This is a genomic window from Ruegeria sp. CDSC068, from assembly GCF_059610545.1.
The window spans coordinates 114,474-136,382 of the sequence record NZ_JBXWNV010000008.1 but is presented as its reverse complement, the minus strand read 5'-3'; the positions used below and the strand labels follow the sequence as shown (position 1 = coordinate 136,382).

The 21,909-nt window shown below is 55.4% G+C and carries 24 protein-coding genes and 1 pseudogene; 11 read left to right on the top strand and 14 right to left on the bottom strand.

What is annotated here, in order from left to right:
* Positions 1–229: 229 nt before the first annotated feature.
* The 5 genes from AC2FID_RS16800 to AC2FID_RS16780 form a co-directional block, all read right to left on the bottom strand.
* Positions 230–331, bottom strand: coding sequence for a DUF2474 family protein (locus tag AC2FID_RS16800; RefSeq protein WP_109311912.1), 102 nt, complete (start codon positions 329–331; stop codon positions 230–232).
* On the bottom strand, positions 328–1,329 hold the full coding sequence (gene cydB / locus AC2FID_RS16795; protein WP_496837816.1) for a cytochrome d ubiquinol oxidase subunit II: 1,002 nt from the start codon (positions 1,327–1,329) through the stop codon (positions 328–330). The genes AC2FID_RS16800 and cydB overlap by 4 nt, the downstream gene beginning before the upstream one ends.
* Positions 1,329–2,711, bottom strand: a complete 1,383-nt coding sequence (locus tag AC2FID_RS16790; protein ID WP_496837814.1) for a cytochrome ubiquinol oxidase subunit I — start codon at positions 2,709–2,711, stop codon at positions 1,329–1,331. The genes cydB and AC2FID_RS16790 overlap by 1 nt, the downstream gene beginning before the upstream one ends.
* 422 nt (positions 2,712–3,133) lie before the next feature.
* Entirely contained in the window at positions 3,134–3,427 is a 294-nt protein-coding gene (locus tag AC2FID_RS16785; protein ID WP_282121054.1) for a glycine zipper domain-containing protein, read from the bottom strand.
* 151 nt (positions 3,428–3,578) lie between these two features.
* Complete coding sequence (locus tag AC2FID_RS16780) at positions 3,579–4,586, bottom strand: helix-turn-helix domain-containing protein (RefSeq protein WP_282170324.1); 1,008 nt, start codon at positions 4,584–4,586, stop codon at positions 3,579–3,581.
* Between the two features lie 137 nt (positions 4,587–4,723).
* Here AC2FID_RS16780 and AC2FID_RS16775 point away from each other — a divergent pair, with 137 nt between their 5' ends.
* From AC2FID_RS16775 to AC2FID_RS16765, 3 genes are all read left to right on the top strand, one after another.
* A complete protein-coding gene (locus AC2FID_RS16775) occupies positions 4,724–4,921 on the top strand; it encodes a hypothetical protein (protein ID WP_145975875.1) in 198 nt (65 codons plus the stop codon).
* A 62-nt stretch (positions 4,922–4,983) separates the two neighbouring features.
* Positions 4,984–5,361: a hypothetical protein gene (locus AC2FID_RS16770; protein WP_058273728.1), complete on the top strand. Its 378-nt coding sequence runs from the start codon at positions 4,984–4,986 to the stop codon at positions 5,359–5,361.
* The gene (locus AC2FID_RS16765) at positions 5,361–6,578 is read left to right on the top strand and encodes an HlyD family secretion protein (protein WP_282170325.1); all 1,218 of its coding nucleotides are present in this window, start codon (positions 5,361–5,363) and stop codon (positions 6,576–6,578) included. Before AC2FID_RS16770 ends, AC2FID_RS16765 begins: the two co-directional genes overlap by 1 nt.
* A 360-nt stretch (positions 6,579–6,938) precedes the next feature.
* Here AC2FID_RS16765 and AC2FID_RS16760 read toward each other — a convergent pair whose 3' ends face one another.
* The 5 genes and pseudogenes from AC2FID_RS16760 to AC2FID_RS16740 form a co-directional block, all read right to left on the bottom strand.
* Positions 6,939–7,196, bottom strand: a complete 258-nt coding sequence (locus AC2FID_RS16760; protein ID WP_496837895.1) for an adenylate/guanylate cyclase domain-containing protein — start codon at positions 7,194–7,196, stop codon at positions 6,939–6,941.
* Positions 7,176–7,696: pseudogene (locus AC2FID_RS16755) on the bottom strand (IS6 family transposase); the annotation flags it as partial. The gene AC2FID_RS16760 and the pseudogene AC2FID_RS16755, both read right to left, overlap by 21 nt.
* Before the next feature lie 155 nt (positions 7,697–7,851).
* Entirely contained in the window at positions 7,852–9,231 is a 1,380-nt protein-coding gene (locus AC2FID_RS16750) for an MATE family efflux transporter (RefSeq protein WP_282121051.1), read from the bottom strand.
* A gap of 12 nt (positions 9,232–9,243) precedes the next feature.
* On the bottom strand, positions 9,244–9,831 hold the full coding sequence (locus AC2FID_RS16745; RefSeq protein ID WP_282121050.1) for a helix-turn-helix domain-containing protein: 588 nt from the start codon (positions 9,829–9,831) through the stop codon (positions 9,244–9,246).
* 11 nt (positions 9,832–9,842) lie between these two features.
* A complete protein-coding gene (locus tag AC2FID_RS16740; RefSeq protein WP_496837811.1) occupies positions 9,843–10,421 on the bottom strand; it encodes a carboxymuconolactone decarboxylase family protein in 579 nt (192 codons plus the stop codon).
* 308 nt (positions 10,422–10,729) lie between these two features.
* Between AC2FID_RS16740 and AC2FID_RS16735 the strand changes: the two genes are divergently transcribed.
* Genes AC2FID_RS16735 through AC2FID_RS16715 form a run of 5 tightly spaced genes read left to right on the top strand, consistent with a single transcriptional unit; the run spans position 10,730 to position 14,752 of the window.
* Positions 10,730–11,476: an amino acid ABC transporter ATP-binding protein gene (locus tag AC2FID_RS16735; protein ID WP_282121048.1), complete on the top strand. Its 747-nt coding sequence runs from the start codon at positions 10,730–10,732 to the stop codon at positions 11,474–11,476.
* Between the two features lies 1 nt (position 11,477).
* Positions 11,478–12,320: an amino acid ABC transporter permease gene (locus tag AC2FID_RS16730; RefSeq protein ID WP_496756767.1), complete on the top strand. Its 843-nt coding sequence runs from the start codon at positions 11,478–11,480 to the stop codon at positions 12,318–12,320.
* Positions 12,321–12,355: 35 nt separating this feature from the next.
* Positions 12,356–13,189 (top strand): transporter substrate-binding domain-containing protein, encoded by an 834-nt coding sequence (locus tag AC2FID_RS16725; RefSeq protein WP_496837808.1) that lies wholly within the window; start codon positions 12,356–12,358, stop codon positions 13,187–13,189.
* Positions 13,190–13,248: 59 nt separating this feature from the next.
* Positions 13,249–14,130, top strand: a complete 882-nt coding sequence (locus AC2FID_RS16720) for an amino acid ABC transporter permease (RefSeq protein ID WP_496699166.1) — start codon at positions 13,249–13,251, stop codon at positions 14,128–14,130.
* Between the two features lie 13 nt (positions 14,131–14,143).
* Positions 14,144–14,752, top strand: coding sequence for a glutathione S-transferase family protein (locus AC2FID_RS16715; RefSeq protein ID WP_496837806.1), 609 nt, complete (start codon positions 14,144–14,146; stop codon positions 14,750–14,752).
* Positions 14,753–14,764: 12 nt separating this feature from the next.
* Here AC2FID_RS16715 and AC2FID_RS16710 read toward each other — a convergent pair whose 3' ends face one another.
* From AC2FID_RS16710 to AC2FID_RS16700, 3 genes are all read right to left on the bottom strand, one after another.
* Positions 14,765–15,082 (bottom strand): non-heme iron oxygenase ferredoxin subunit, encoded by a 318-nt coding sequence (locus AC2FID_RS16710; RefSeq protein ID WP_496837805.1) that lies wholly within the window; start codon positions 15,080–15,082, stop codon positions 14,765–14,767.
* A gap of 3 nt (positions 15,083–15,085) precedes the next feature.
* Positions 15,086–16,027: a fatty acid desaturase family protein gene (locus AC2FID_RS16705; RefSeq protein WP_496706672.1), complete on the bottom strand. Its 942-nt coding sequence runs from the start codon at positions 16,025–16,027 to the stop codon at positions 15,086–15,088.
* Positions 16,028–16,179: 152 nt separating this feature from the next.
* The gene (locus AC2FID_RS16700) at positions 16,180–17,265 is read right to left on the bottom strand and encodes a hypothetical protein (RefSeq protein WP_496837803.1); all 1,086 of its coding nucleotides are present in this window, start codon (positions 17,263–17,265) and stop codon (positions 16,180–16,182) included.
* A gap of 96 nt (positions 17,266–17,361) precedes the next feature.
* Here AC2FID_RS16700 and AC2FID_RS16695 point away from each other — a divergent pair, with 96 nt between their 5' ends.
* Positions 17,362–18,291 (top strand): LysR substrate-binding domain-containing protein, encoded by a 930-nt coding sequence (locus AC2FID_RS16695; protein WP_496837801.1) that lies wholly within the window; start codon positions 17,362–17,364, stop codon positions 18,289–18,291.
* 96 nt (positions 18,292–18,387) lie between these two features.
* Positions 18,388–19,434, top strand: coding sequence for an aromatic ring-hydroxylating dioxygenase subunit alpha (locus AC2FID_RS16690; protein WP_282154148.1), 1,047 nt, complete (start codon positions 18,388–18,390; stop codon positions 19,432–19,434).
* A gap of 113 nt (positions 19,435–19,547) precedes the next feature.
* Here AC2FID_RS16690 and AC2FID_RS16685 read toward each other — a convergent pair whose 3' ends face one another.
* Positions 19,548–20,336 carry a phytanoyl-CoA dioxygenase family protein gene (locus tag AC2FID_RS16685; RefSeq protein WP_496837799.1) on the bottom strand — a complete coding sequence of 263 codons (789 nt, stop codon included), beginning with the start codon at positions 20,334–20,336 and terminating at the stop codon, positions 19,548–19,550.
* 308 nt (positions 20,337–20,644) lie between these two features.
* On the opposite strand from AC2FID_RS16685, the gene AC2FID_RS16680 reads away from it, so the two are divergent.
* Positions 20,645–21,895 carry an FAD-dependent oxidoreductase gene (locus tag AC2FID_RS16680; protein WP_282154146.1) on the top strand — a complete coding sequence of 417 codons (1,251 nt, stop codon included), beginning with the start codon at positions 20,645–20,647 and terminating at the stop codon, positions 21,893–21,895.
* The last annotated feature ends 14 nt before the right edge of the window (positions 21,896–21,909 follow it).

Below are 21,909 nucleotides of genomic sequence, written 5' to 3'. Positions count from 1 at the left end.
GTTACGTTGATTGAGTGGGCAGGGCCGGATCAATCTGATCTCACCGCACAGCAATGTTCTTTGGACGCGAAAGCATGAAAGCCCCCTAGAATTGTTGAAGTTGAGACGCCCCCGCGGATCGATTGTTCTTAGGAATTTGGTGGGAACGAACTTAGTTTCTTTTGGCGCATGGACAAATGGTTGCGCGAGCCGGACAAGTTCACACGGGTGTAGCGGTTTCATTGCCATTTCAGGTGATGAACAACCTGATCACGTACGCGACAATAGCCAGGCACAAAACACTGCCGAACCAGATCGCGCCGAACCAGAAAACTTGTTTAAGCGTTTTCAATGGTAGTTCTCCTCTGGATCGATCTTCCCGCGGAAAACCCAGTAGGTGTAAGCGGTGTAAGCCAGGATCACTGGCAGCAGAATGACTGCTCCGACCAGAGCGAAAGCCAAACTGCTGTCTGGCGCGGCGGCTTCAGCAATCGTGAGGCTTGGAGGCAGCATATAGGGATAGAAGCTGATCCCGATACCAATGAAGCACACGACGAACAGGGCAATGGCGCAGACAAAGGGCTGATAGTCGCGATGTTCCTTCAGGCCACGATTGAGCTTCCATGCAATGGCAGTTACAAGAGCCGGCACAAGCACAGTGAAAACGACGCCGGGCCACGAAAACCATCTGACCATATAGATCGGGTCTTGGAATGGGGTTAAAAGACTGACGAGACCGATCAGCCCGAGTGTCATAAGCATCAACGGACGGACGTAGGAGCGCATCTGACGCTGAATCTTTCCAGTGGTTTTCATGTTGAGCCACGTCGCGCCCAGCAAGGCATACCCGATCACAAGGGCCACACCTGTCAGGACAGAGAACGGCGTCAGCCAATCCCACCATCCACCGGCATAATGCCGACCTTCGACCGGGATGCCCTGAACCAGCGCGCCAAGCGCGATGCCTTGGCAAAGTGCGGCCACGGTTGAACCACCGTGAAATGCAACATCCCAAAGCCAGCGCCCGCGTACCGTTCGCCATCGGTATTCGAAGGCAACGCCACGAAAAACAAGCGCAAGCAGCATGATGATGACAGGCAGATAAAGCGCGGGCATCACTACAGAATAGGCCAACGGGAAAACAGCAAACAAACCTCCGCCGCCCATGACCAGCCACGTCTCGTTTCCATCCCAAACCGGTGTGACCGAGTTCATCATGACATCACGGTCCTTTTCGGTTTTTGCGAATGGAAAGAGGATCCCAATTCCAAGATCGAAACCGTCCAGGATCACATAGGTCAGAACGGCAAAGGCAATGATGCCTGCCCAGATTGTCGAGAGTTCAAGCATCACGCTGCCTCCGCCAAAGTAAAGATTTCAATGGGTTTTTGAAATTTCTGGAAATCTTCGACAGGCGGTTTTCCCATGAGACGCAGCATGTAGAACGTGCCTGCTCCGAACACCGCGAAATACACGACGATGAAGGCAATCAGAGACGCTGCAACTGCAGGCGCATCCACTTGGGAAAGGGAGTCCGATGTCCGCATCAGCCCGTACACCGTGTAAGGTTGGCGCCCCACTTCGGTGGTGATCCAACCGGCCAGTACCGCCACAAATCCGCTGGGCGCCAACAGGACGGATGCGCGGTGCAACCAGCGATCTTCGTTGAGGCGGCCCCGAACCCGCTGAACAAGCGACCACAACCCGACGCCCAGCATGGCAAAGCCGATGGCAAGCATGATGCGGAAGCTATAGAAAACGATCGCGACCGGGGGTTCTTCGTCGTCGGGAATGGTGTCCAGCCCGTCAAGCGGCGCGTTCAGATCATGTTTCAGGATCAGCGACGATAGCTTCGGAATTTCGATGGCGTAGTCCACGCGCTTTTTATCTTCGTTTGGAATGCCGAACAGGATTAGCGGTGCACCTTCGGGGTGGCTGTCAAAGTGACCTTCCATCGCCATCACTTTCTGCGGTTGATGCTCCAGCGTGTTCAAACCATGAAGGTCGCCCGCGACGATCTGCAGAGGAGTAACCAAAACAGCCATCCACATTGCCATCGAGAACATGCGGGTGACCTCGGCCGTTCGATTGCGGCGTAATAAGTGCCAAGCCGCAACCCCCGCCACCACAAAGGCAGTGGTGAGATATGCCGCCAGCACCATGTGTGTCAGGCGGTAGGGGAAAGACGGGTTAAAGACGATCGACCACCAATCCACTGGGATGAATTGCCCCAGCTCGTTGACGTCAAATCCGGCCGGGGTCTGCATCCAGGAATTGACCGAAAGAATCCACGTGGCCGATATCAGAGTGCCAAGGGCAACCATCGCCGTGGCCATCATGTGCAAGCCGGGACCCACGCGTTCGCGACCGAAAAGCATGATGCCTAGGAAGCCTGCCTCAAGGAAGAAGGCCGTCATCACCTCGTATGCCATCAAGGGCCCGATCACAGGCCCGGCGGTATCCGAGAATGTGCTCCAATTCGTGCCAAATTGGTAAGACATCACAATGCCGGACACGACACCCATCGCGAAGCCGACAGCGAATATCTTTTTCCAGTAGTTGAAGAGATTGAGGTAAGCCTTGTCCTTGCGCCAAAGCCAAAGGCCATTGAGGACGGCCAGGAAGCTTGCCAGGCCGATGGAAAAGGCCGGGAAGATGATGTGGAACGACACAGTAAAGGCAAACTGGATGCGTGCCAGGGTCTCTGCGTCAAAGTTTGCTAGTAGGTTCATTGCCGTTTCCTTTGGCGTCGGATTGGAAAGAGCGGCAGTCACCTGGGTTGCTTCGGTTGCCAGCTCGTCGATGTTATTCAGATGAGCAGGATTTGGGGCAGAGGGCGTTTCAGTTCGTTTGGGTTCTGGACGGTTGTTTTTGGATTTTGGACAAAACCCAGGTCGAGAATGGCAAGAAAGGAAGCGGAATTTGAAACGCGAAGTCAGGGCACGGCCGGTATTCAAGTGCCCTAAACAAAGTTGCCACCCGGCTCGTTTGTGAGCCGGGTGGCAACCTATCAGAAACTGTGCGAGTTTCGTTCGGGGTGGTCAGTCACGTTGCGTCTGGATGCTAACAGCGCAGGGCCGATGGACCTTATGCTGACCTGTCAGTTTTGTTCGGCTGTGTTTCCTCCTTTTTTCGGCGCGTTTGGGATGGCGTTTCAGTCTTCGTTCCAGTCCTTATGGTCATCTTTGAAGTCGTCGCGGCGTTCTTGTGCCTCGTCCTGCGCGTCTTCGAAATTGTCCTTCTGGATCGCACCGCCCACGGCACCAACCGCAGCGCCGGCGGCTGCGCCGCCTACGATGCTTTCGCCGGCAATGCCCGCGACAGTAGCGCCGACAACTGCGCCTTTGATGGCCTTATCGGTGACATAATCAGCATGAGCTGTGGCTGCCATGGTGATCAGAAGTGCGCCGGAGATCGGGGCGATAAAGAGTTTCTTCGAGGTTTTCATAGGTTCATCCTTGTTCTGGGTCAGCAACCACCGCGGCTGCCGTGTGCCATTGAACTAGGTGACCCCATGGGCTGCTTTCTTTTGGGGACAGGACAAGGTTTTGTGGATCTTGGACATCTTATGGCCCCGCGCGCTGCACAGGTCAGGAGACTTAGCGGCCAGCTTTACGAAACCTGGCTGGCGTTTCACCTGTCCATCGCTTGAACGCCACTGAAAAGGCCGCCTGATCCGCAAATCCAAGCATGAAGGCAACGCGGGCAACACCCTCCCCATTACGAAGCATCCGTTTGGACAGGTCGCACAACACCCCCTCTAAAAGTGCTTTAAAGCTTGTTCCTTCGGCTGAAAGGTGCCGGGTCATTGTGCGTCGGGTCAATCCAAGCTCTCCGGCTATTTGATCGCCGTTTGGTATTGGACCGGGAAGACGTTCCCCGAGCATGTCTACAATGCGATCGGACAGACTTCGGACCGCATCAGGTTGAGCCTTTAGCTGCTCTTCCCCATGCCGACGCAAATGCCCCAACAAAGTAGGGTCTGCAGTTGGAATCCTAAAGCTCATACCGTTTGGGGGCAGAGCCAACGCATATCCGGACTTGAACCCTTCTACGGCGCACCCGGCCAACTCGGCTAACAGCTTACAATGCTCGACGTCGTCCGTTTCCAACTCGATTGAGATAGGGGCAAATCCGCCCGAGGTGATCTGTTGAACGCGCTTATAGAGACCGAAAACCAGCATTTCGCGATGGCGAGGATATTGATGCGCCGGGATCACGCTACTTTCCAGCGTGATCTTGGGTTCATCTGGCGCCCCTACAACATCCAGATGCAGGTCAGGGTCTTGCATTGCATAAAAGCGCTGTGTCAATGCCAGCGCGTCTTCGACCGTTTCTGCTGCCCGCACAATGTAAGCCAAAAGCGTTCCGGGACCTTGCGCCGAAAGCCCCACCCGCGCGGCAAAGGTCTTGTCTTCCAAAACACGACACACAGTTTCAACGGCGCCCGCTTCATGAAGCAGTTCGACAGTGGCGTCTGGGCTGTTGACGATATCCGAAGGTGCCCCCGCCATTTCCAGAATTTCAGGAAACGGTATGCGCGCACCGGGCTCTTGCGAATAACGCAACCCGACACTTTGCAGTCTGTATGCACTGATCCGTGGCACTTTCGCTTCCTCCCCTGACGGGCACAAACGGCCCTGTAATTCCCGCAATTGTCCAAAAGCCAACAACAAATGTCCAGAACCCTAAGGATCGCGGGGGCGATGACGGTTAGGTCCCGATCATCAGAAAGGACAAGGCAATGATCTACTTCGCAAGGTACTACCGCGTTTTTAAGGCAATCAACGACTCTGCCAGACAGGAATTGTCCGGAGGCAACATTTACGGCCTGCACGCTTCGTTGCTTGGCGAGAAAACACCGAACGGGCGTCGCTGGGATCCCCCCTACGCCCCGCCGGAACAACCCTCAGAACCATCACAACAACCGACCGAGAACTGACGTTCTCAAGACACCTAAAATCTTCACGCACCGCGTGACTGCGTAAATCAAGGACCTGAAACATGAAACCACCCGCGTTCCTGATGGCGCCTGTACTTGGCATCATCTCAACTCCTGCCTTCGCCGCTGGCGGCGACCCCAGATGGTGGGTCGCGCCCAATCAGACTGACACCTATGCTTGGGTCGGACTGATTGTTCTTTTCCTTGCGATCCTACTGGTCGTACACCTCTATGCCCGCTTTGAACGCTATACGGAGCGCAAATCAATCGGCACTCCGCTGCGCACAACCATTCCGGTGATGCTTACCATAGCCTTGGCATATGAATTGATGCCCGCGCTCAGCCACTTCAGCATTCTGCTGCCAGGCGCGTTGATCCTGACTGCAATCGCCCGCGACTTCATGTTGTGGTGGCGGCCTTCGAAAGAGGAGTTGGTATAATGATCGAATTGCTCGTCACTTCTTTTCCGTTTGTCCTGCGGGTGATCTACCTAAAATGGCGCGGGATTCCAGTCACCCTCTACAACGTTCACCGGGCGCTATTCATGTGGTTCGTCCTGGCCCTGATCGTGTTCTTTGCTGTATTTTACTACTACCCCAAGTCCTACACTGGCCTTGTGCCCTTCAGAACCGTTCCTGTCGTCGCCGAGAACGGCGGAACAGTGACCGATATCTATGTAAAAGGTGGAGATCGTGTCGAACCGGGCGACCCGCTTTTTGCAGTTGAGAACTCCTCCGAAGAGGCTGCCGTAAAATTCGCGATGCGAAAAGTTGAGGAAATAGAAAGCGCGAAACTGGCAGCTGAACTGCAAGTCGAAACCGCCCAAGCCGTTCTTGATGCTGCGATTACTTCAAGGGAGCAAGCCGAACTGTCCCTGATGGATCATCGCGCACTTCAAGCCAAAAACTCTGCTGCATTCCAAGTGAGCCAGCTGGAACGCGCACAAGCCACCCTGGATACCCGATCAGCAGAAGTTGAGGCCGCGGAAACTCAATTGGGTGTGGCCCAAGTTCAGGCGACTGCCGTATTGCCTGCACAGCTTGCATCGGCACGAGCTTCGCTGGAACAAGCACAAGTGGAGTTGTCCAAAACTCTGACGCTCAGCTCCGTTGACGGAGTGGTAGAACAGGTCACTCTCAACGTCGGATCACGCGCCGCACAAGCCGCAATGAGCCCCGCAATGCTCATCGTGCCAGACAGGAAAGATGTTGAACGTGGACGTATCGTTGCCGGTTTCTCGCAGGTTTCACGCACGGAATTGTACGAGGGAATGGCGGCAGAAGTGGCATGCGAAAGCAACTTCAACATCTCGATGCGCAATACCGTTCTTCCCGCAAGGATCGTACGCATTCAAGAGTCGATTTCTTCCGGTCAGCTTGCGCCCAGCGGTCGCCTGATCGAGCCGAGTGAAAAGGCAAAACGGGGTCAGATCGTTGTTCATCTTGACCTGGTACACCCAGAGCACCGCGATCTTTTGGTACCAGGCAGTGGTTGCATCGTCCAATCCTACACCACTAGTTTTGAAGGTGATATGGAAGGCACAATTGTCGCTCACGGGATCCAGGCCATGGGTATCATCAAGGCCGTCGGCTTGCGGGTCAAAGCTTGGTTCGGTCTGACTTCGGGTATCGGCTTGATCGGTGGTGGGCACGCCTGATATTCTAAATACCCTCATCTTCAACAACACGGCTTCCGACAAAAGTTGGGAGCCGTTTCGACTTTTTGCTGACAGAGAACATACCAAGTAAATTATGGTTCCATTGCGATTTTGCGGTTTCAGCTAAAGTCGGGAATGCGGGCTGTGACCGCACCATTTGAAGACCGTTCTAAAGGTCGGCTTTGGGCTGCCCACGCTTGGGCAGCATGAACCAAAGGGTGAACATGGAGCATCCGATCTGCCAGCCGGTGAGAGCTCGATGCGGTAGGGCCTGAAATGCCCCGCTCAAGGTTCACGCAAAAATAGTCGAATTCGCAATTGGCAGCTCGTCGGAAGCTACTCTGAAACAACAGAGAAGACCTAAACTTGCTCCCTGATGCCATTCATCTCCACCTCTCCCTCGCTTACTGTCTCTATTACGCTTTCAACGGCTGCCCAAGCTTGGGCGGAAATCAGTATCTCATTGTGGGTGGCCACGTCGCAAAGCCGCGCGGCCATGTTGATCGAGGTTCCAAAGGCAGTGTACTCAAATCGTCCTGCTGAACCGACGATACCGACCGTGGCATAGCCAAACGAGATGCTAACTCCATAACAAACCCGATGACTTAGTTTTCCCATTTGGCGCAGAGCGATTGCAGTGTATCGCGCATGGTCGGCGCCCGGCGCGATGGCCTTGGTCGGCTTGATATAGTTGCGCAGCTTGCCCGTGATCACGACACGTGGTTCGCCATAGGTTGCAACCAGTCGGCCGACGGAACGCTTTGCAGCCTCGGCACTGCGGCGAGATTGAATCACAATGTCGGGTACATCTCAAATGCCATCGATCGTACGCCGTAGCCAATGTTTCCCGCCGTTGATCGGGACGACCACTTCGTCAATATGCCATTTGTCGTGCGGCCGGGGCCGGTCGTGCCGGATACAGGCCGCGAACTGAGACCCGAAGCGGTTCACCCAGAGACGAACCGCTTCATGACTGGCAATGACGCCACGCACCGCCAGTAGGTCCTCGATATCTGCCGTGCGAGAGCAAACCAGTGATATGCCCTCACCGTATAGACGATGATTTTGCAAGGAAAACGGAAGCCCTTCAGCCGCGGCAAAGAGGACGGTATAGCCATGGGACCGCGCTATCCGAGAAGGGCAACGCGAACAGATTAGCAACGCTTTTCAAAGAGAACATGCCGAAAACTGTTAAAGAACTAAACGCCGAGAACAAACGTCGGAACCTGCGCACTTGTCAATTCAGATAAAAAGTTTGCTGCACATCCTTTTTTCACCCCGTGGCAGGCACCCACAAACCGCCGATTTCTGTCTTCGCAATACGTATGGTCAACGCCATAGCGACTATCCAGCCGGTCACTACGGCCGCGGCCGTTCCGAACCACACCCCGGTTTCGTTGAATCCCAATATGCCAATAAACACCCAAACAAAGAACGCGACCCCAAAGGCCTGACGATAAAGGCTGATCCAAACGGTCCAAATAGGTTTTTTGAAGGCCTGCAAAAGTGAGTTGATTGAAAACAGCATCATGTAAAAAGGCAGGATCAGACTGTCGACTCGTAGATATCCCACACCAACGCGTACAACCTCTGGGTCCGCTGTAAAAAGGCGCATCACTAAGGGACCACCAAGCCAGAGGATCGGGATCGCAACCAGCGACATATAAAACCCGACTCGCCAGCAATAGAACAACGCGGCGCGCACCCGCTGGCTGTCCCGAGCACCGAAATTCTGTGAGGCGATTGGCAGTAGGGCACCCGTGACACCCAGAATGGGCAGCAACAAAACCTGTTCAAGCCGTATAGCGATTGCATAACCAGCAATTGCATGTTCACCAAACAGCTTCAGCGCAAACTGCAGCACAAAGGCCGACAACAACATGATCGTAAACGAAAAGGCAGTGGGCAGAACCTGCAGCGAAATTTCTGCAAACCGTTTTAGGCGTGGTCTGAAATAGGCCGCGCGCATACGTTTCATTCGCCTTCGCCGAAGAACCTGCCGGATCAAAAAGATCATCACGCCTGTCTGGCTGATCACCGTGGATAAAGCCAAACCGTTGAAGCCGATGCCCGGAATCACGCCCGGAATTCCGTAGATCAGAAGGGGATTCAGGATGATGTTCGCCAGAAACGCGACGATAAGTGCCCGTTGCATAGACACTGCGTCGCCATGGGCCTGCAAGATGCCATTACATCCATGAGCCAGAAGAAATCCCGGCATTGCCAAAAGCAACCAATAGAAATAGCGAAGCCCGGCTTCACGATAAACGCCTGGTTCCGAGACAAGCTTGATTAACAATGGGCCGAACCAAAGCCCTGCCAGGGCAAGCAGGCAAGACGCAACGATTCCGTAAGTTATCCCTTGGGCCGCTAGACGTCGTGCCGCTCGGTTGTCGCCTGCACCCAGAGCGTTTCCAACCAGTGCACTCATAGCTGCACCCAGCCCGACGCCCACGGAAATAGAGATGAAGAAAGCTTGAAAGCCAAGGGCCAGCCCAGCTTGGGCGCTAGTCGACAACAGCCCGGCAAAGAAGATGTCGACGATGTTGTAAAGTGTACTGAAAAGCATTCCGACCGCGCCGGGTATCGCCAATGTTCGGAAATGGCCTGCAATGGACCCTTGGGTCAGATTAAGGTCGATTGCCTGAGCCATGTTAACTGGGTGTCATGGGCGCTCGGCCTGAACTGTTAGAAAGACAAACTCAGGGGTCAGAACATCTTCGAACCCGTGGTTGAGTTCAGCGTCCACACTGATCGTGTCGCCAGCTGACAGCGTAAAGCGGGCCTCGCCATATCGGTAAACGGCTTGGCCCTCGAGTGCCTGTACAAACACTACGCCGTGGCCGACATAAGTGGGCGGCGGCCCGCCTTCGCGCAATAAAGTCACGCGACGCGCCTGAAATCGCAGGTCTTTACGAGAATGCAGTGAAAGATTGACATATTCGTGGCTGTGCCCCGCCGAGATACGGTTTGATTTCAGTCCCTCACCATGGCGCACGAGAGTGTAGTCAGTGTGATCTGTACGCGCTTCGCGGAACAAAGAAACAATCGGAACTTCGAGCGCTTCGGCCAGTGCCGCCAGAGTGTCGATTGAGGGAGAAACCAACCCATTTTCGATCCGGCTGATCATAGCGGCTGAGATACCGGACTGTTCTGCCAGCCTTCGCGCGGATTGCTTCCGACTTTGCCGCAGTTCCTTCAGCGAGGCGCCGATGGCACGGTCGATCTGTCTGCCTGGAGTGTCTCCTTGCATGATCCGTCCTTTCAGTCGCTGCTATAATACCCCACCACATCGCCATCGGTGGTGACGCCAAGGCCATTCAGCAACCGGTTGGCGTAGTTGAAGTAACCTACGATCTGGTTGATTTCGAGAATCTCGCCGTCCTCCCAACCGGTGTGTTTCAGGGCTGCCACATCAGAATCGACCATCGTACCCGGCGAAAGTGTAAGCTTTTCCGCATAGGTCAGTGCCGCCAAATGTGCGCCGTTGAACGCATCCTGCGGGCGATGTGCCTCGAGTGCGGCTTCGATCTTGTCGGCGCGTATGGCGTCGTCGATCAGGTGACGGGCGTTGGACCAGTGGTTAGCATAGGAATAGGGGCAGGTGTTGAGAGTGGATACGTAGGAACTGATCACTTCCTGAAACCACATGGGAACTTTGTTCGCCTCATCGTGCAGACAGGCTCGATACAGAATCACATGCCCCTTCATGGTGTTAGGCCGCAGGGAATGCACCCGCATGACATTGTCGATAGTGCCGTGCGGTGTACGCGCCAGATCCAAAGTGGCCTTCAGATGCGAGTCAGCATCTTCGTCAGATATCATGCTGATCCAGGCAGACATTTGCGGTTCCTCCCTTGGTCGTCAGTATTATCTGAGGGCAGATCATAAATTGTCCTCTGAGTTTTTTATTGACGAGTATTGCATATTAAGCAACCATATTAATTAGTGTGCAACGTATTTGAGGAGGCTCAGGCCTTGCCCGACTGCCGCAAACAATCGCAGCGCCAGCCCGGCCTCGGCTGTTTTGTCAGGCCTGGCACCACGACATGCCGGCCTGCCTTTGCAGGAACGGTGGAGAAAACTCCTTTGCACGCCCGGTCCATCAAAAGACAAATTCGCATGGTGTCCCGAACCCAAGCAGGTACGACATGAACCAAGCCACTCCGATGATTGAAGTGACCAATCTGGATAAATATTACGGTGCGTTTCACGCGCTGAAAAACATCGATCTGACGGTCCATCAGGGTGAAAAAGTCGTGATCTGCGGTCCCTCGGGATCGGGGAAATCGACGCTGATCCGGTGCTTTAACGGGCTGGAGTGGCACAACTCCGGCCGCCTCGTGATCGATGGGATCGAGGTTTATGACGGGGCCAAAGAAATTCGCGAGCTGCGGCAGGAAGTCGGTATGGTCTTTCAGCAGTTCAACCTGTTTCCACACCTGACAGTGCTAGAGAATCTGACGATCGGTCCGATGAAAGTGCGCGGGATATCCAAGGCGCAGGCCGAAGAAACTGCACGCAACTATCTTGAACGTGTTCATATCCCGGAACAGGCCGACAAGTACCCGGCGCAGCTGTCGGGCGGGCAACAGCAGCGCGTGGCAATTGCGCGGTCTCTGTGCATGGAAACTCGGATCATGCTGTTTGACGAACCGACATCCGCGCTGGACCCCGAGATGATCAATGAGGTGTTGGATGTGATGGTCGAGCTGGCCGATACCGGCATGACTATGGTTGTCGTCACTCACGAGATGGGCTTTGCCCGTAAGGTCGCTGATACGATGGTCTTTATGGAGGCAGGCCAGATCGTCGAGGTTTCGCCACCCGAACAGTTTTTCACCAACCCCTCGAGCGAACGCTGCCGTTTGTTCCTAGATCAGATCTTGGCGCATTGACATGAGCGATCTGGGCATTTCCCGGCCAAAAGGTCAGCCGCTGCCAAAGCCGCCTTTTTTGAAGCGGTTTTTTGACTCGACCCTGATTTCGGTCGGGATCTATGCCGTTATCGTCGGGCTGATCGCCTATGGTGCATATATCGGCGCGCAGGGCATGGGGTATAACTGGCAATGGTACCGGGTGCCGCAGTTTCTGTATCGCAATACCGAGGTCGGGTTTGAATGGGGTGAAATTCCCATCGGGCTGGTCGCGACGATCAAATTGTCGGTCACGGCTTTCATTCTGGCTATGCTTATAGGCCTGCTTGTGGCGTTGCTGCGTCTGTCGGATCTTGTCATCGGGTCCGCAGTTGCGGTTGGATTTCTGGAGCTGATCCGAAATATCCCGCTGTTGGTTCTGCTCTACCTCTTCTATTATGTTCTGGGGCCGATTTTTGGGTTTGACCGATACACGGCCAGTATCCTTACCCTGGCCGTTTTCCATTCTGCCTTGATTTCGGAAATCTTCCGGGCCGGGATCAACGCCGTCCCCACAGGCCAGTGGGAGGCCGCTAAATCCATCGGGATGAGCCCGTCCCAGACTTATCGCTATATCATCCTGCCACAATCCGTCCGCTTCATGCTGCCGCCGATGACCGGTGAAGTCGTTCACCTCATCAAATCTTCGGCCATTGTTAGCGTGATTGCGGTGGCCGAGCTGACGACCTTCGGACGCAACATCATTTCAGACACATACATGAGTTTCGAAATCTGGTTCACCATCGCACTGGTTTATCTGGTGGTGACCCTGATCCTGTCGATTGGCGTAAGCCATCTGGAGAAGAAATATGCCGTCGACCAATAACCCAGAAAATATGTCGGACAACAAGGAGAACCAAGATGAAGCTTTCTCGCAGAATGCTCGGGGCTGCCCTCGGCGCGGTCGTGGCTACCGGTGTGGCGACCTCAGGCTGGGCGCAGAGCGCTACGCAGGAACTATCCAGCGAAAGTGTGATTGAAACTATCAAGCAGGATGGCGTGATCCGGATCGGTCTGTCGCTGTTCGTGCCATGGTCGATGCGCGACAAGAATGGCGATCTGATCGGATTCGAACTGGATGTTGGCCGTCGGCTGGCCGAGGATATGGGGGTTGAGGTCGAATTCGTGCCCACCGCTTGGGATGGTATCATCCCGGCGCTGGTCTCAGGCAATTTCGACGTGATCATCTCGGGCATGTCGGTGACAGCGCAGCGGAACCTGACCATTAACTTTACCGATCCATACGCCTATTCGGGTCTGGCCATTCTGGCCAATAAGTCGATGACCGAAGGCATGACGCTTGAGGATTTCAACAATCCCGAAGTGACCTTTGCCGCCCGGCGTGGTGCAACACCTGCGGCGGTGATTGCACAGAACTTCCCAGACGCGACCTTGCTGTTGTTCGATGAAGACGGTGCCTCGACTCAGGAGGTTCTGAATGGGAACGCTCATGCTTCCATGGCAGCGCAGCCAACTCCGAACCGCGAGGCTGGGTTGCACCCTGAAACGCTGAGTGTGCCGTTCGAAAATCTCTATGATCCGCGCGGTGAAGCCTTTGGTGTGCGAAAGGGCGACCCGGACGCCATGAACTATTTCAACAACTGGATCGCACAGCAGTGGCGTTCCGGTTGGCTGAAAGAACGTCATGACTATTGGTTTGCTGGAAATGAATGGGCTGACCAGGTCGCCCAGTAACCCTGACCCACCCGGGGGGCAGCGATGCAGCCCCCCGGATCTGATACGGAGCGTCTCGCGTGCAGGATTTTCTCAAAAAACTCAGATGGCCGGACTACCTGATCGCCGCGGTTCTGTTCGTGTTTTTCGGGTATATCTGGCTGTCGATTGAAGGCACGCTCAATTATAGGTGGCGCTGGGACGTCATCCCCAGTTACATTGTCGGCTGGCATTCAGGTCGTGAGGAATACTTTGCCAATTTGCTGCTGCAAGGGTTGGCCGCAACGGTTCGCATCAGCCTCTATGCCGGAATTCTGGCGTTGATCCTGGGCACCATTCTGGGTGTAGCCCGCTGTTCATCAAATCTGACCATCCGCATGCTGGCGCGCACCTACTTGGAATTCTTGCGCAATGTGCCGCCGGTTGTTGTCGTTTTCATTTTCTTCTTCTTCCTGTCCCAACAACTGATTGATGCGTTGAATCTGGAACGATGGGCGCGCGGTATCGCGCGGCAGGAAAACAATCAGATCTGGGAGTTCTTCTTCGGTGAAATGCGCCGCTTCCCATCGCTTGTTTCGGGCGTCATTGTCCTGGCCCTTTTTGAGAGCGCATTCGTTGGTGAAATTGTGCGTGCCGGCATCCAGTCGATCCCAAAAGGTCAGCGGGAAGCCGCGCGCTCTATCGGTATGAGCCGCCTTCAGGAACTGCGCTATGTGGTACTGCCGCAAGCGATGAAGAAAGTGGTGCCACCGCTCGCCAATCAGTTCATATCGCTGATCAAGGACAGTTCAATCCTGTCGCTGATTTCTGTGCAGGAACTGACTTACAAAACGGTTGAGCTTGTGGCCTCATCCCGCATGATTTTTGAGGCGTGGATCACCACGGCCGCTTTTTACTTTGTGGTTTGCTTCGGCCTTAGCCGATTGTTTGCGCGGCTTGAAAAACGGTCAGATAAGCGCTGACATATAGGCCAGTATGATACGGCTCTATGATTTCCCGCTTTCGGGCAGTTGTCACAAAGTACGACTGCTGCTGTCCATGCTGGCGCGGGATCATGATGTCGTCGACGTAGACCTGCTGAACGGTGACCAAAACCAGAGCGCTTTTTTGCAGGTCAATCCGCTGAACAAGGTACCGGTTCTGGACGATGATGGGTTCGTCCTGCGCGACAGTACTGCCATCATGGTCTATCTGGCACAGAAATACGGCGCAGCCGAATGGGCCCCGACCACACCGAAAGAACACGGCGACATACAGCAATGGCTGTCGTTTTCTGTGAATGAAATCTTCCACGGCCTTGCAATGGCCCGGGCGATTGTTCTGTTTGAACGCGACACCGATCTGGCTGAGCCGCTGGCGCTTGGGCGGAAATCCCTGAAGATCATGGAGCAACACTTGTCAGACCATCGCTGGCTGGCCTGCGACCGTCCCACCCTCGCAGATCTGGCCTGCTATCTTTACATAGCTCTGGCGTATCAGGGTGGAATATCGATGTCTCCATACCCGGCGGTGCGGGCATGGATCGCGCGTGTTGAGGCTTTGCCCGGATATGTCCCGATGCCGGGGTTGCCGGCACCGGGTTAAGGGCAAGCGGGCCTATGCTCTGATCTGAACCATGCCGTTTTCGATCCGGGATTCAAACACTTTCATCGGCCGCGTCGCAGGCGCTGAAACCGGGCGCCCGTCTCGCACATCAAATGCGCCCTGATGCAGGGGGCACTCGATGACATAGCCATCGAAATACCCGTCACACAGATCCGCGCCGCCATGATTGCACAGCGCCAGTGAGGCATAGATACCACCGGGTGTGTCGTAGATTGCGATGATACGTGAGCCGAGTTCGACCCGTGTGACCCAATTTTTTTCCAACCGAGCAGCCTCGATCACGTCCCTCCACGGTTTTACATCTGTCATGGATCACGCTTCCTCCTTGTGCCGGATCTGACGCAGGATTTCGCGGTGGGCAGCCAGATAGCCGCCGGGCTCAATATGGATGTGGTCTTTTAGCTTCTCATGCAAGCGCGGGAGCGCGTGAAACGGGACCGAAGCGACATAGTGATGTTCCGCGTGGTAATTCATGTTCCAGCACAGAAAGGACCACGGTGCCGAAACCAGATTGGTGCGCGTATTTTCCGACATCTGCGCGACGGTCGGGCGTCCGACATGTTCGGTCATCCGGATGAAGCGCATCACCGGCTCGCCCAGAAACAGGGGGATGACCCAATACCAGATCAACCCCCACCAACCCGTGATGGCCATGCCCAGAAAGATCGCCGTATAAATAGCCAGCATTCTGCGGGCATCGCGATATACGGCCTGATGTTCGACTTTCGGAATGAACCGCAACTCGGTCTCGCTGAGATTGCCGCTGGCGTGGCGAAACAGTTCCGTGAATTTGCCGCGCCAATAGGGCAAGGCGGACAGATAAAGCAGATATTTTCCCATTGTTTCGGGCAAAGGGATCAATTCGGGGTCTTCCCCGGTCAGTTGCGTATAGGTGTGATGATCGCAATGCTCGTAGCGAAAGAACCGATGTGGCAGAATGATGATCAGGCCGCAGATCTGACCTACCAAGTCATTCAGCCACCGGGTTCGGAACACCGTATAGTGCACGCATTCATGCTGTAGTGAGAAATGGTGCACCAGAACGATGCCTTGCAGGAACATTGCGGGCCAGATTAGCCAGCTGTTCCAGGCTAGGGTGACAAGGGTAGTTGTGCCAGCTAGTACCAGTACCCAAAGCGCCAGATGGCGCAGGCCGGGGCCGTCGGACCGTTGCATGAGTCCTTTCAGTTCTTCACGCGTGAGCTTGCCTTCGGCCAGTGCCTGAGACAGGGGCGTTACGATTGCTTGTGACATGTGAATTCCACATTTTTGCCGGTGCGGGGGCCGTGCCCTCATCGCATGTACCGGCACCGGAGACGGGAGTGCTCCGCACCATAGGACCTTGTCAGGTGGACCTATTGCAATCAGTTTAGCGCGATGGCACGCGTTCGATCAAGCGGGAAGGCTCAGCCAGTGCGGCGTAGACCAATATCCAGATCGGGGTCGGCGAACAGGGCAGCCGCGCAGGGGTGCTTGCCCAGAATGGTGGCTCCGCCAGGCAGACGGTCGGCGTGGAAAGCCCCGTTTTCCCAGTAGGTCACACCGTCGATTACGATCGTCGGATCAAACACGTTCCAGCTGATTTCGCCTGGGGCATAAGCACCGCAGGTGTGGAAGTGCAGAATACGCGGATTTCCGAAAGCGGACCCGCCCCAACGCTCGAAATTCTCGCGCATGTCCCAAGGGTAGCCGCAGCCCGGGTGGATGCCCGCATGCCAGGAATGCACGAAGTTGCGGTCGATGCCAAACTGACCCGCGACCCGGTCATAATGAGCCTCGGCCCGTGCGGCGTCGGCAGGATCGCCGTCAAACCCTGTCAGGCGCCCGCTTTCCAGCATCGCAAACACCGGTCTTTCGAACTCTACCGTATAATCATCATAGTATTTTGATCCGGTGCCCGTCAGAAATTTCAACGCCACCCTGCCCGAAAAGCTGTGTGCCGGGACTGGCGTGAAGACCGACATGGGGAAGCGCAGGATCGACGTATCGCCCGTCGTATCCGGTTTCATCTCAGGCCGCCCCTGAAAGTCCGTGCCCAGAGGGCAGGTGACCCGCACGTCGGTGGCCCTGTTCAGAACGCCATTGATTCCAGCCTTGATGTCGAGGAATGCATCGTGATGCCCGTTGGAAAAACCAGAGCCAAAAAGCTCGCGGCTCAGGGCGAAACTGACGATGATCTTCTTGCCCTGTGGCATTTCCGAGAACCGGAGCTGATCCCCGAGACGGGCTAGAAACAGGATAATATCGGCGGTTTCGAACCGCGCCAGGAGATCAGCGGACAGGTGTGGATTGTCCGGATTAAAACCCACATCCACCGCATCAACCGACAGTCCCATGGATCGCGCGGCATGAGTGACGATTTGAACACTATCCGCATCGAAATAGCCATGTTCGGGAGGTTCATAAGCGATCAACAACCGGTCGCCTGCCGTTGCGTGGGCGCAATTAGTCAATAGATTTCGCGCGCCGCGCTCGGGTGTGATGTCCGACATTCGCGTCTCCTACGGGTTCCGGTCAGTATAGATTAGGCTCGGGTTGTGCGCCTAATCTATTTGAAAGTGATTATGCCTGACATTAGGGTGACTAATATGATCGTAAACCTGCCCTATTCCGCCCTGCGCGCCTTCGAGGCAGTTGTCCGACATTCCGGCTTTTCCCCGGCAGCAGCTGAGCTGGGTGTCAGCCAAAGTGCGGTCAGTCAGCATGTGCGGGCGCTTGAGGAATGGCTTGGTCTCGAATTGCTGGTACGTGGTGCACGGTCATCGCGTCCGACCCGCGAAGGGGAACTGCTGGCGCTGGCCATTTCTGAAGGGTTGGGGCGTATTTCGGACGTTTGTACCCAGCTGAGGGACAAGACCCGCACCGACAGGACCATCGTGATTTCATGTCTGCCGGGTTTTGCGTTCAACTGGTTGTTTCCACGCCTTTTAAACTTTGATCTTGCTCATCCGGACCTGTCGATTTCCATTGCCACGGATACCGGGCAATATCCGTTTTCAGGGGCGGATGCGGATATCGGTATTCGCTATGGCCTGGGTGATTACCCTGGCTATCAGGTCGATTTGCTGATGACCGAGCAGCTGTTTCCGGTCTGCGCTCCCTCTTTGATACCAAGCTTGCGTGGGGTCGAAGATCTGGCGCAGCACACGATGCTGGTGGATGAGAACCTGCATCATGGACCCGCAAGTCCAACGTGGGATTTTTGGGCGCGGCAATGCGGGCTGACGCTACCGTGGCCCTTGCGAACACGGAGGTTTGGGCAATCCAATCTGGTTGTTCAGGCGGCCATCGAGGGGCTTGGTGTCGCTTTAGGGCGGGAACCTCTGGTCATCGACACGCTGTGCGATGGACGTTTGGTGCGACCAATTCAGGAGCTGACGCAGTCTCCGCTGTCTTATTGGCTGGTTCGACCCCATGAAACTAAGGACAGCCCGAAAGTTGGTGAGTTTCTGAACTGGATCCGTGCCGAGGTTGAGGCGCAGCCGGACATTCCGCCAGCCGCGGGCGCCGGGAATTAGCCTGACTTATACGAGTCATTACCATTCCAGCATGGTGCAAGATCGGCTTGCCGCCCATACTTGCACAAGCCATCTGACAATCTGGAGAGCATTTCAATGTATCTGAGAAACTGCTGGTATGTCGCCGCCTGGAGCAAAGATATCGGTCGCGAGCTGAAGGCCGAGACGTTTTTGGGCGAGAATATCGTGCTTTACCGGCAGGAGGATGGCAGGCCAGTCGCATTGGAGGATGCTTGCCCGCACCGCAAGCTGCCTCTGTCCAAGGGCAACCTTATCGGGGATGTCGTGGAATGCGGCTATCACGGGCTTAAATTCGACTGCACGGGCAAGTGCACCGACAGTCCGACGCAGCGCGGCATGACCCCGCGGCGGGCGGTGGTTAGATCATATCCGGTTGTGGATCGGTATCGGTTCCTTTGGATATGGATGGGCGATCCGGAACTTGCGGATCCCGACAAGATCTTCCCGATCGAGAATTTTGACGATGACAGCTGGGGCAAGACCGACGGTGGGGTAATGGATATCGACTGCCATTACCTGTGGGTCTGCGACAACCTGCTTGATCCCAGCCATGTCGCCTGGGTGCATGTATCTTCTTTTGCAGGCGCTGGAACGGATGAAGAGCCGCTAAACGTCGAGCGGACCGACCGTGGCGTCGTCGTCTCGCGCTGGATTGCAAACAAACCGCCATCGCCCTATTACGCCAAACTGGTGGCATTTGACGGCGATTGCGACCGGCTGCAGCATTATGAGATGTGCATGCCCGCGATCGGGCTGAACAAATCCATCTATACGCCGGTCGGGACCGGCGGGTATGACAAGCAACCCATTGCTGAAACGTTCATCAATATCTCCTATAATTTCATGACCCCAATCGATGAAGATCGCACCAGATACTTCTGGTTTCAGCACCGAAATTCCGATCCCGAAAATGCGGAAGTGTCCAAATTCATGAATGACGGTGCGCGCATGGCGTTTCTTGAGGACAAGGACGTTCTGGAAGAAGTCCACAAGGGTATGAAGTACGCCAAGACGCCCAACATCGATCTCGGGTTGGACGCGGGTGCCAAACTGTTTCGCAAAACGCTTGATCGCGCGATCGAAGCCGAAACCACCCCTGTGAGTACAACAGTTCCGGCTTGAGGCGCCGTCTGCGAAAGTTACTTATGTAGTTTCACTTGATCGAGCTATTTGAAGTTGACCCCGCCCTGCCGACCGAATTTTTGGCAAGAAGGGCGGAGTTTGCCACTTGCTTGTTATGTCGCTCTGTAGATCACTGGAAACCGGCCCCCGGCGAAGGGCGCACCGGGGCGTAAGCTGTCGTCGTGCAGCCATTCGGTGACAGTATCGCGGGGCTCATAGGTTGCGCCGTCCACAGCGAACCGGATCGCATAGCCGCGTCTGCGCCGGGTTGAGGTGCGGTTGCCCATCGCTGAATGCACAATCATACCGTCAAATGCCAGCGCATCGCCGGGTTTCATCTTCGGGTAGTGAAAGATGTCGTAGTCGGCGCGGTTCATCTCGAAATCGGGCATGTCGATATAGTTTGGGTTGTCCACTTCGAGATAGTGCAAAAAGCCCCCAAGCTGGTCCGTTCTGAAGGGCCGGTATTTGGCGCCCCAGGCATGCGAGCCCCTTACGAACTCCAACGCACCGTTGTCGGGGTCCACGGGGTCCAGCGCAATCCACATGGTCATGATCGGGCCTGAGACCGGCCAATAGGGTTGATCCGTATGCCAGCCCGTTTGTGTCTTTGTGCCCGGTTCTTTGGCAAATATCTGGTCGTAGATCAGCGAGGTCCAGGGGCTGTTTGCTACCTCTGCCACACGCTGCCCAATATCAGAATTCAGGCAATAGTCTTGAAACACACCAGGATTTTCACGCATGTTTTTGTAAGCAAAGTAACGGTCGCCTTTGGCAACTTCGTCATCGACAGCCTGGCGCAGCTTACTCAGCCAATCCTGCGACAGCACTTGTTTCAGCAGCACGACTCCGTCGCGCGCATAGGTATTCTGAACGGTTTTCAGGTCAGGTGTTTGTGTCATGTAACGTCCATTTCTGTCACCTCATTCACAGAGGCGGTTGCAGAGGGAAGGCGCGTTGCGCCCGGTTTTTCTGGCGTTACGAGGCGGGTGAACTGCGGCAGTTTATGATGAAGCAGGGCCAAAGCGACCGGGCCGACCATTTGCCGGCGAGACGTCGATGGAACTGTTCCACGCGAAAGCTCATTGCGTCACCTTTCTCCGTTATCTTAGCCGCAATTTCGGCATTGGAATAGAACCCGTGGCGAGTTGTTTTGCATGTCGATTAATTTATTGACTAAATGTGCATACTGATAAATATTATTACCATCATGCAAAATTACTCTGTTTTCTCGCTCGCCCGTAATGCGCTAACCGGGCACCGGAATTGGCCGCAGGTCTGGCGCAGCCCGCCGTTGAAAGACCGCTATGATGTCGTGGTGATCGGGGCAGGAGGTCACGGGCTGGCAACTGCCTATTATCTGGCCAAGGAATTCGGCATCACCAATGTTGCCGTGTTGGAACGCGGCTGGTTGGGCGGCGGCAACATCGCGCGAAATACGGTGACCATTCGATCGAATTACATGAGGGATGAGTCAATCCCATTCTATGTCAAATCCGTCGCCATGTACGAAGGGCTCACGGACGAGTTGAATTTCAACATGATGCATTCCAAACGAACCATGGTGGATGTGGTTCAGACCTGGCCCAAGCTGCGCGAGCTGCGGCGGCGGCAGTTGGTGATGGACATCTACGGCTCGACCTACGAACAGATCACAACCGAGGAATTGCGCCGCCGCATTCCTGCGTTGACTGGCGGCGGCCAAGATGCACGGCTGCCTGTGATTTGCGGCATGGTTCATACGGATGCAGGTGTGAACCGGCATGATGCGGTGGCCTGGGGCTATGCCCGCGCGGCTGACGCGCGCGGGGTTGAGATTCATCAGCAAACAGCGGTGCAATCCCTGCTACGCGGGGCGGATGGGGCCATCGAAGGGGTCGAGACCAACCGGGGCACAGTTCGCGCAAAGAAAGTGGTCGTGGCAGTCTCAGGCCATACAACGACGCTGACCGAAACTGCGGACCTCAGACTTCCGCTGCGGACGATGAACCTGACGGCCTTTGTGTCCGAGCCGGTCAAGCCGCTGGTTGATGTGATCGTGAACTGTCCGGACAGCGGGTTCTATTTCAGCCAGTCCGACAAAGGTGAGATGGTCATCGGCGGCGCGCCCGATATGGGGCAGAGCTTCCGTCGAGACATAAAGCAACATGTATTCGAGGATACCGTGACTGCGATGCTGTCGCTTTTCCCCAGTTTCAAGAAGCTCAAACTGATGCGGCAGTGGGGCGGGCATCTGGATATTGCTCATGATGCCTCACCCATCATGGATCAGACGGATGTGCCGGGCCTGTTTGTCACCGCCGGATGGTGGGGCGGGTATAAGGCTATCCCTGCGGGCGGGCTGACACTGGCGCATCTGGTGGCCAAAGGTGAACCGCACCCGCTGATGGCACCCTTCACACTGGGCAGGTTTCGGCATCTGGACTTCGTAATGGAAGCCGGAACCACCACAGCGCGATAGGAAAGGACAGGATC

Bases quoted from the DNA above. Each gene is read 5' to 3' on its own strand.
- AC2FID_RS16685 (WP_496837799.1), bottom strand. From the start codon at position 20,336: ATGACACAAACACCTGACCTGAAAACCGTTCAGAATACCTATGCGCGC.
- AC2FID_RS16785 (WP_282121054.1), bottom strand. From the start codon at position 3,427: ATGAAAACCTCGAAGAAACTCTTTATCGCCCCGATCTCCGGCGCACTT.
- AC2FID_RS16735 (WP_282121048.1), top strand. From the start codon at position 10,730: ATGAACCAAGCCACTCCGATGATTGAAGTGACCAATCTGGATAAATAT.
- AC2FID_RS16790 (WP_496837814.1), bottom strand. From the start codon at position 2,711: ATGAACCTACTAGCAAACTTTGACGCAGAGACCCTGGCACGCATCCAG.
- AC2FID_RS16715 (WP_496837806.1), top strand. From the start codon at position 14,144: ATGATACGGCTCTATGATTTCCCGCTTTCGGGCAGTTGTCACAAAGTA.
- AC2FID_RS16750 (WP_282121051.1), bottom strand. From the start codon at position 9,231: ATGGCTCAGGCAATCGACCTTAATCTGACCCAAGGGTCCATTGCAGGC.
- AC2FID_RS16705 (WP_496706672.1), bottom strand. From the start codon at position 16,027: ATGTCACAAGCAATCGTAACGCCCCTGTCTCAGGCACTGGCCGAAGGC.
- AC2FID_RS16760 (WP_496837895.1), bottom strand. From the start codon at position 7,196: ATGGGAAAACTAAGTCATCGGGTTTGTTATGGAGTTAGCATCTCGTTT.
- AC2FID_RS16775 (WP_145975875.1), top strand. From the start codon at position 4,724: ATGATCTACTTCGCAAGGTACTACCGCGTTTTTAAGGCAATCAACGAC.
- AC2FID_RS16690 (WP_282154148.1), top strand. From the start codon at position 18,388: ATGTATCTGAGAAACTGCTGGTATGTCGCCGCCTGGAGCAAAGATATC.
- AC2FID_RS16745 (WP_282121050.1), bottom strand. From the start codon at position 9,831: ATGCAAGGAGACACTCCAGGCAGACAGATCGACCGTGCCATCGGCGCC.
- AC2FID_RS16700 (WP_496837803.1), bottom strand. From the start codon at position 17,265: ATGTCGGACATCACACCCGAGCGCGGCGCGCGAAATCTATTGACTAAT.
- cydB (WP_496837816.1), bottom strand. From the start codon at position 1,329: ATGCTTGAACTCTCGACAATCTGGGCAGGCATCATTGCCTTTGCCGTT.
- AC2FID_RS16740 (WP_496837811.1), bottom strand. From the start codon at position 10,421: ATGTCTGCCTGGATCAGCATGATATCTGACGAAGATGCTGACTCGCAT.
- AC2FID_RS16680 (WP_282154146.1), top strand. From the start codon at position 20,645: ATGCAAAATTACTCTGTTTTCTCGCTCGCCCGTAATGCGCTAACCGGG.
- AC2FID_RS16765 (WP_282170325.1), top strand. From the start codon at position 5,361: ATGATCGAATTGCTCGTCACTTCTTTTCCGTTTGTCCTGCGGGTGATC.
- AC2FID_RS16770 (WP_058273728.1), top strand. From the start codon at position 4,984: ATGAAACCACCCGCGTTCCTGATGGCGCCTGTACTTGGCATCATCTCA.
- AC2FID_RS16710 (WP_496837805.1), bottom strand. From the start codon at position 15,082: ATGACAGATGTAAAACCGTGGAGGGACGTGATCGAGGCTGCTCGGTTG.
- AC2FID_RS16695 (WP_496837801.1), top strand. From the start codon at position 17,362: ATGATCGTAAACCTGCCCTATTCCGCCCTGCGCGCCTTCGAGGCAGTT.
- AC2FID_RS16725 (WP_496837808.1), top strand. From the start codon at position 12,356: ATGAAGCTTTCTCGCAGAATGCTCGGGGCTGCCCTCGGCGCGGTCGTG.
- AC2FID_RS16730 (WP_496756767.1), top strand. From the start codon at position 11,478: ATGAGCGATCTGGGCATTTCCCGGCCAAAAGGTCAGCCGCTGCCAAAG.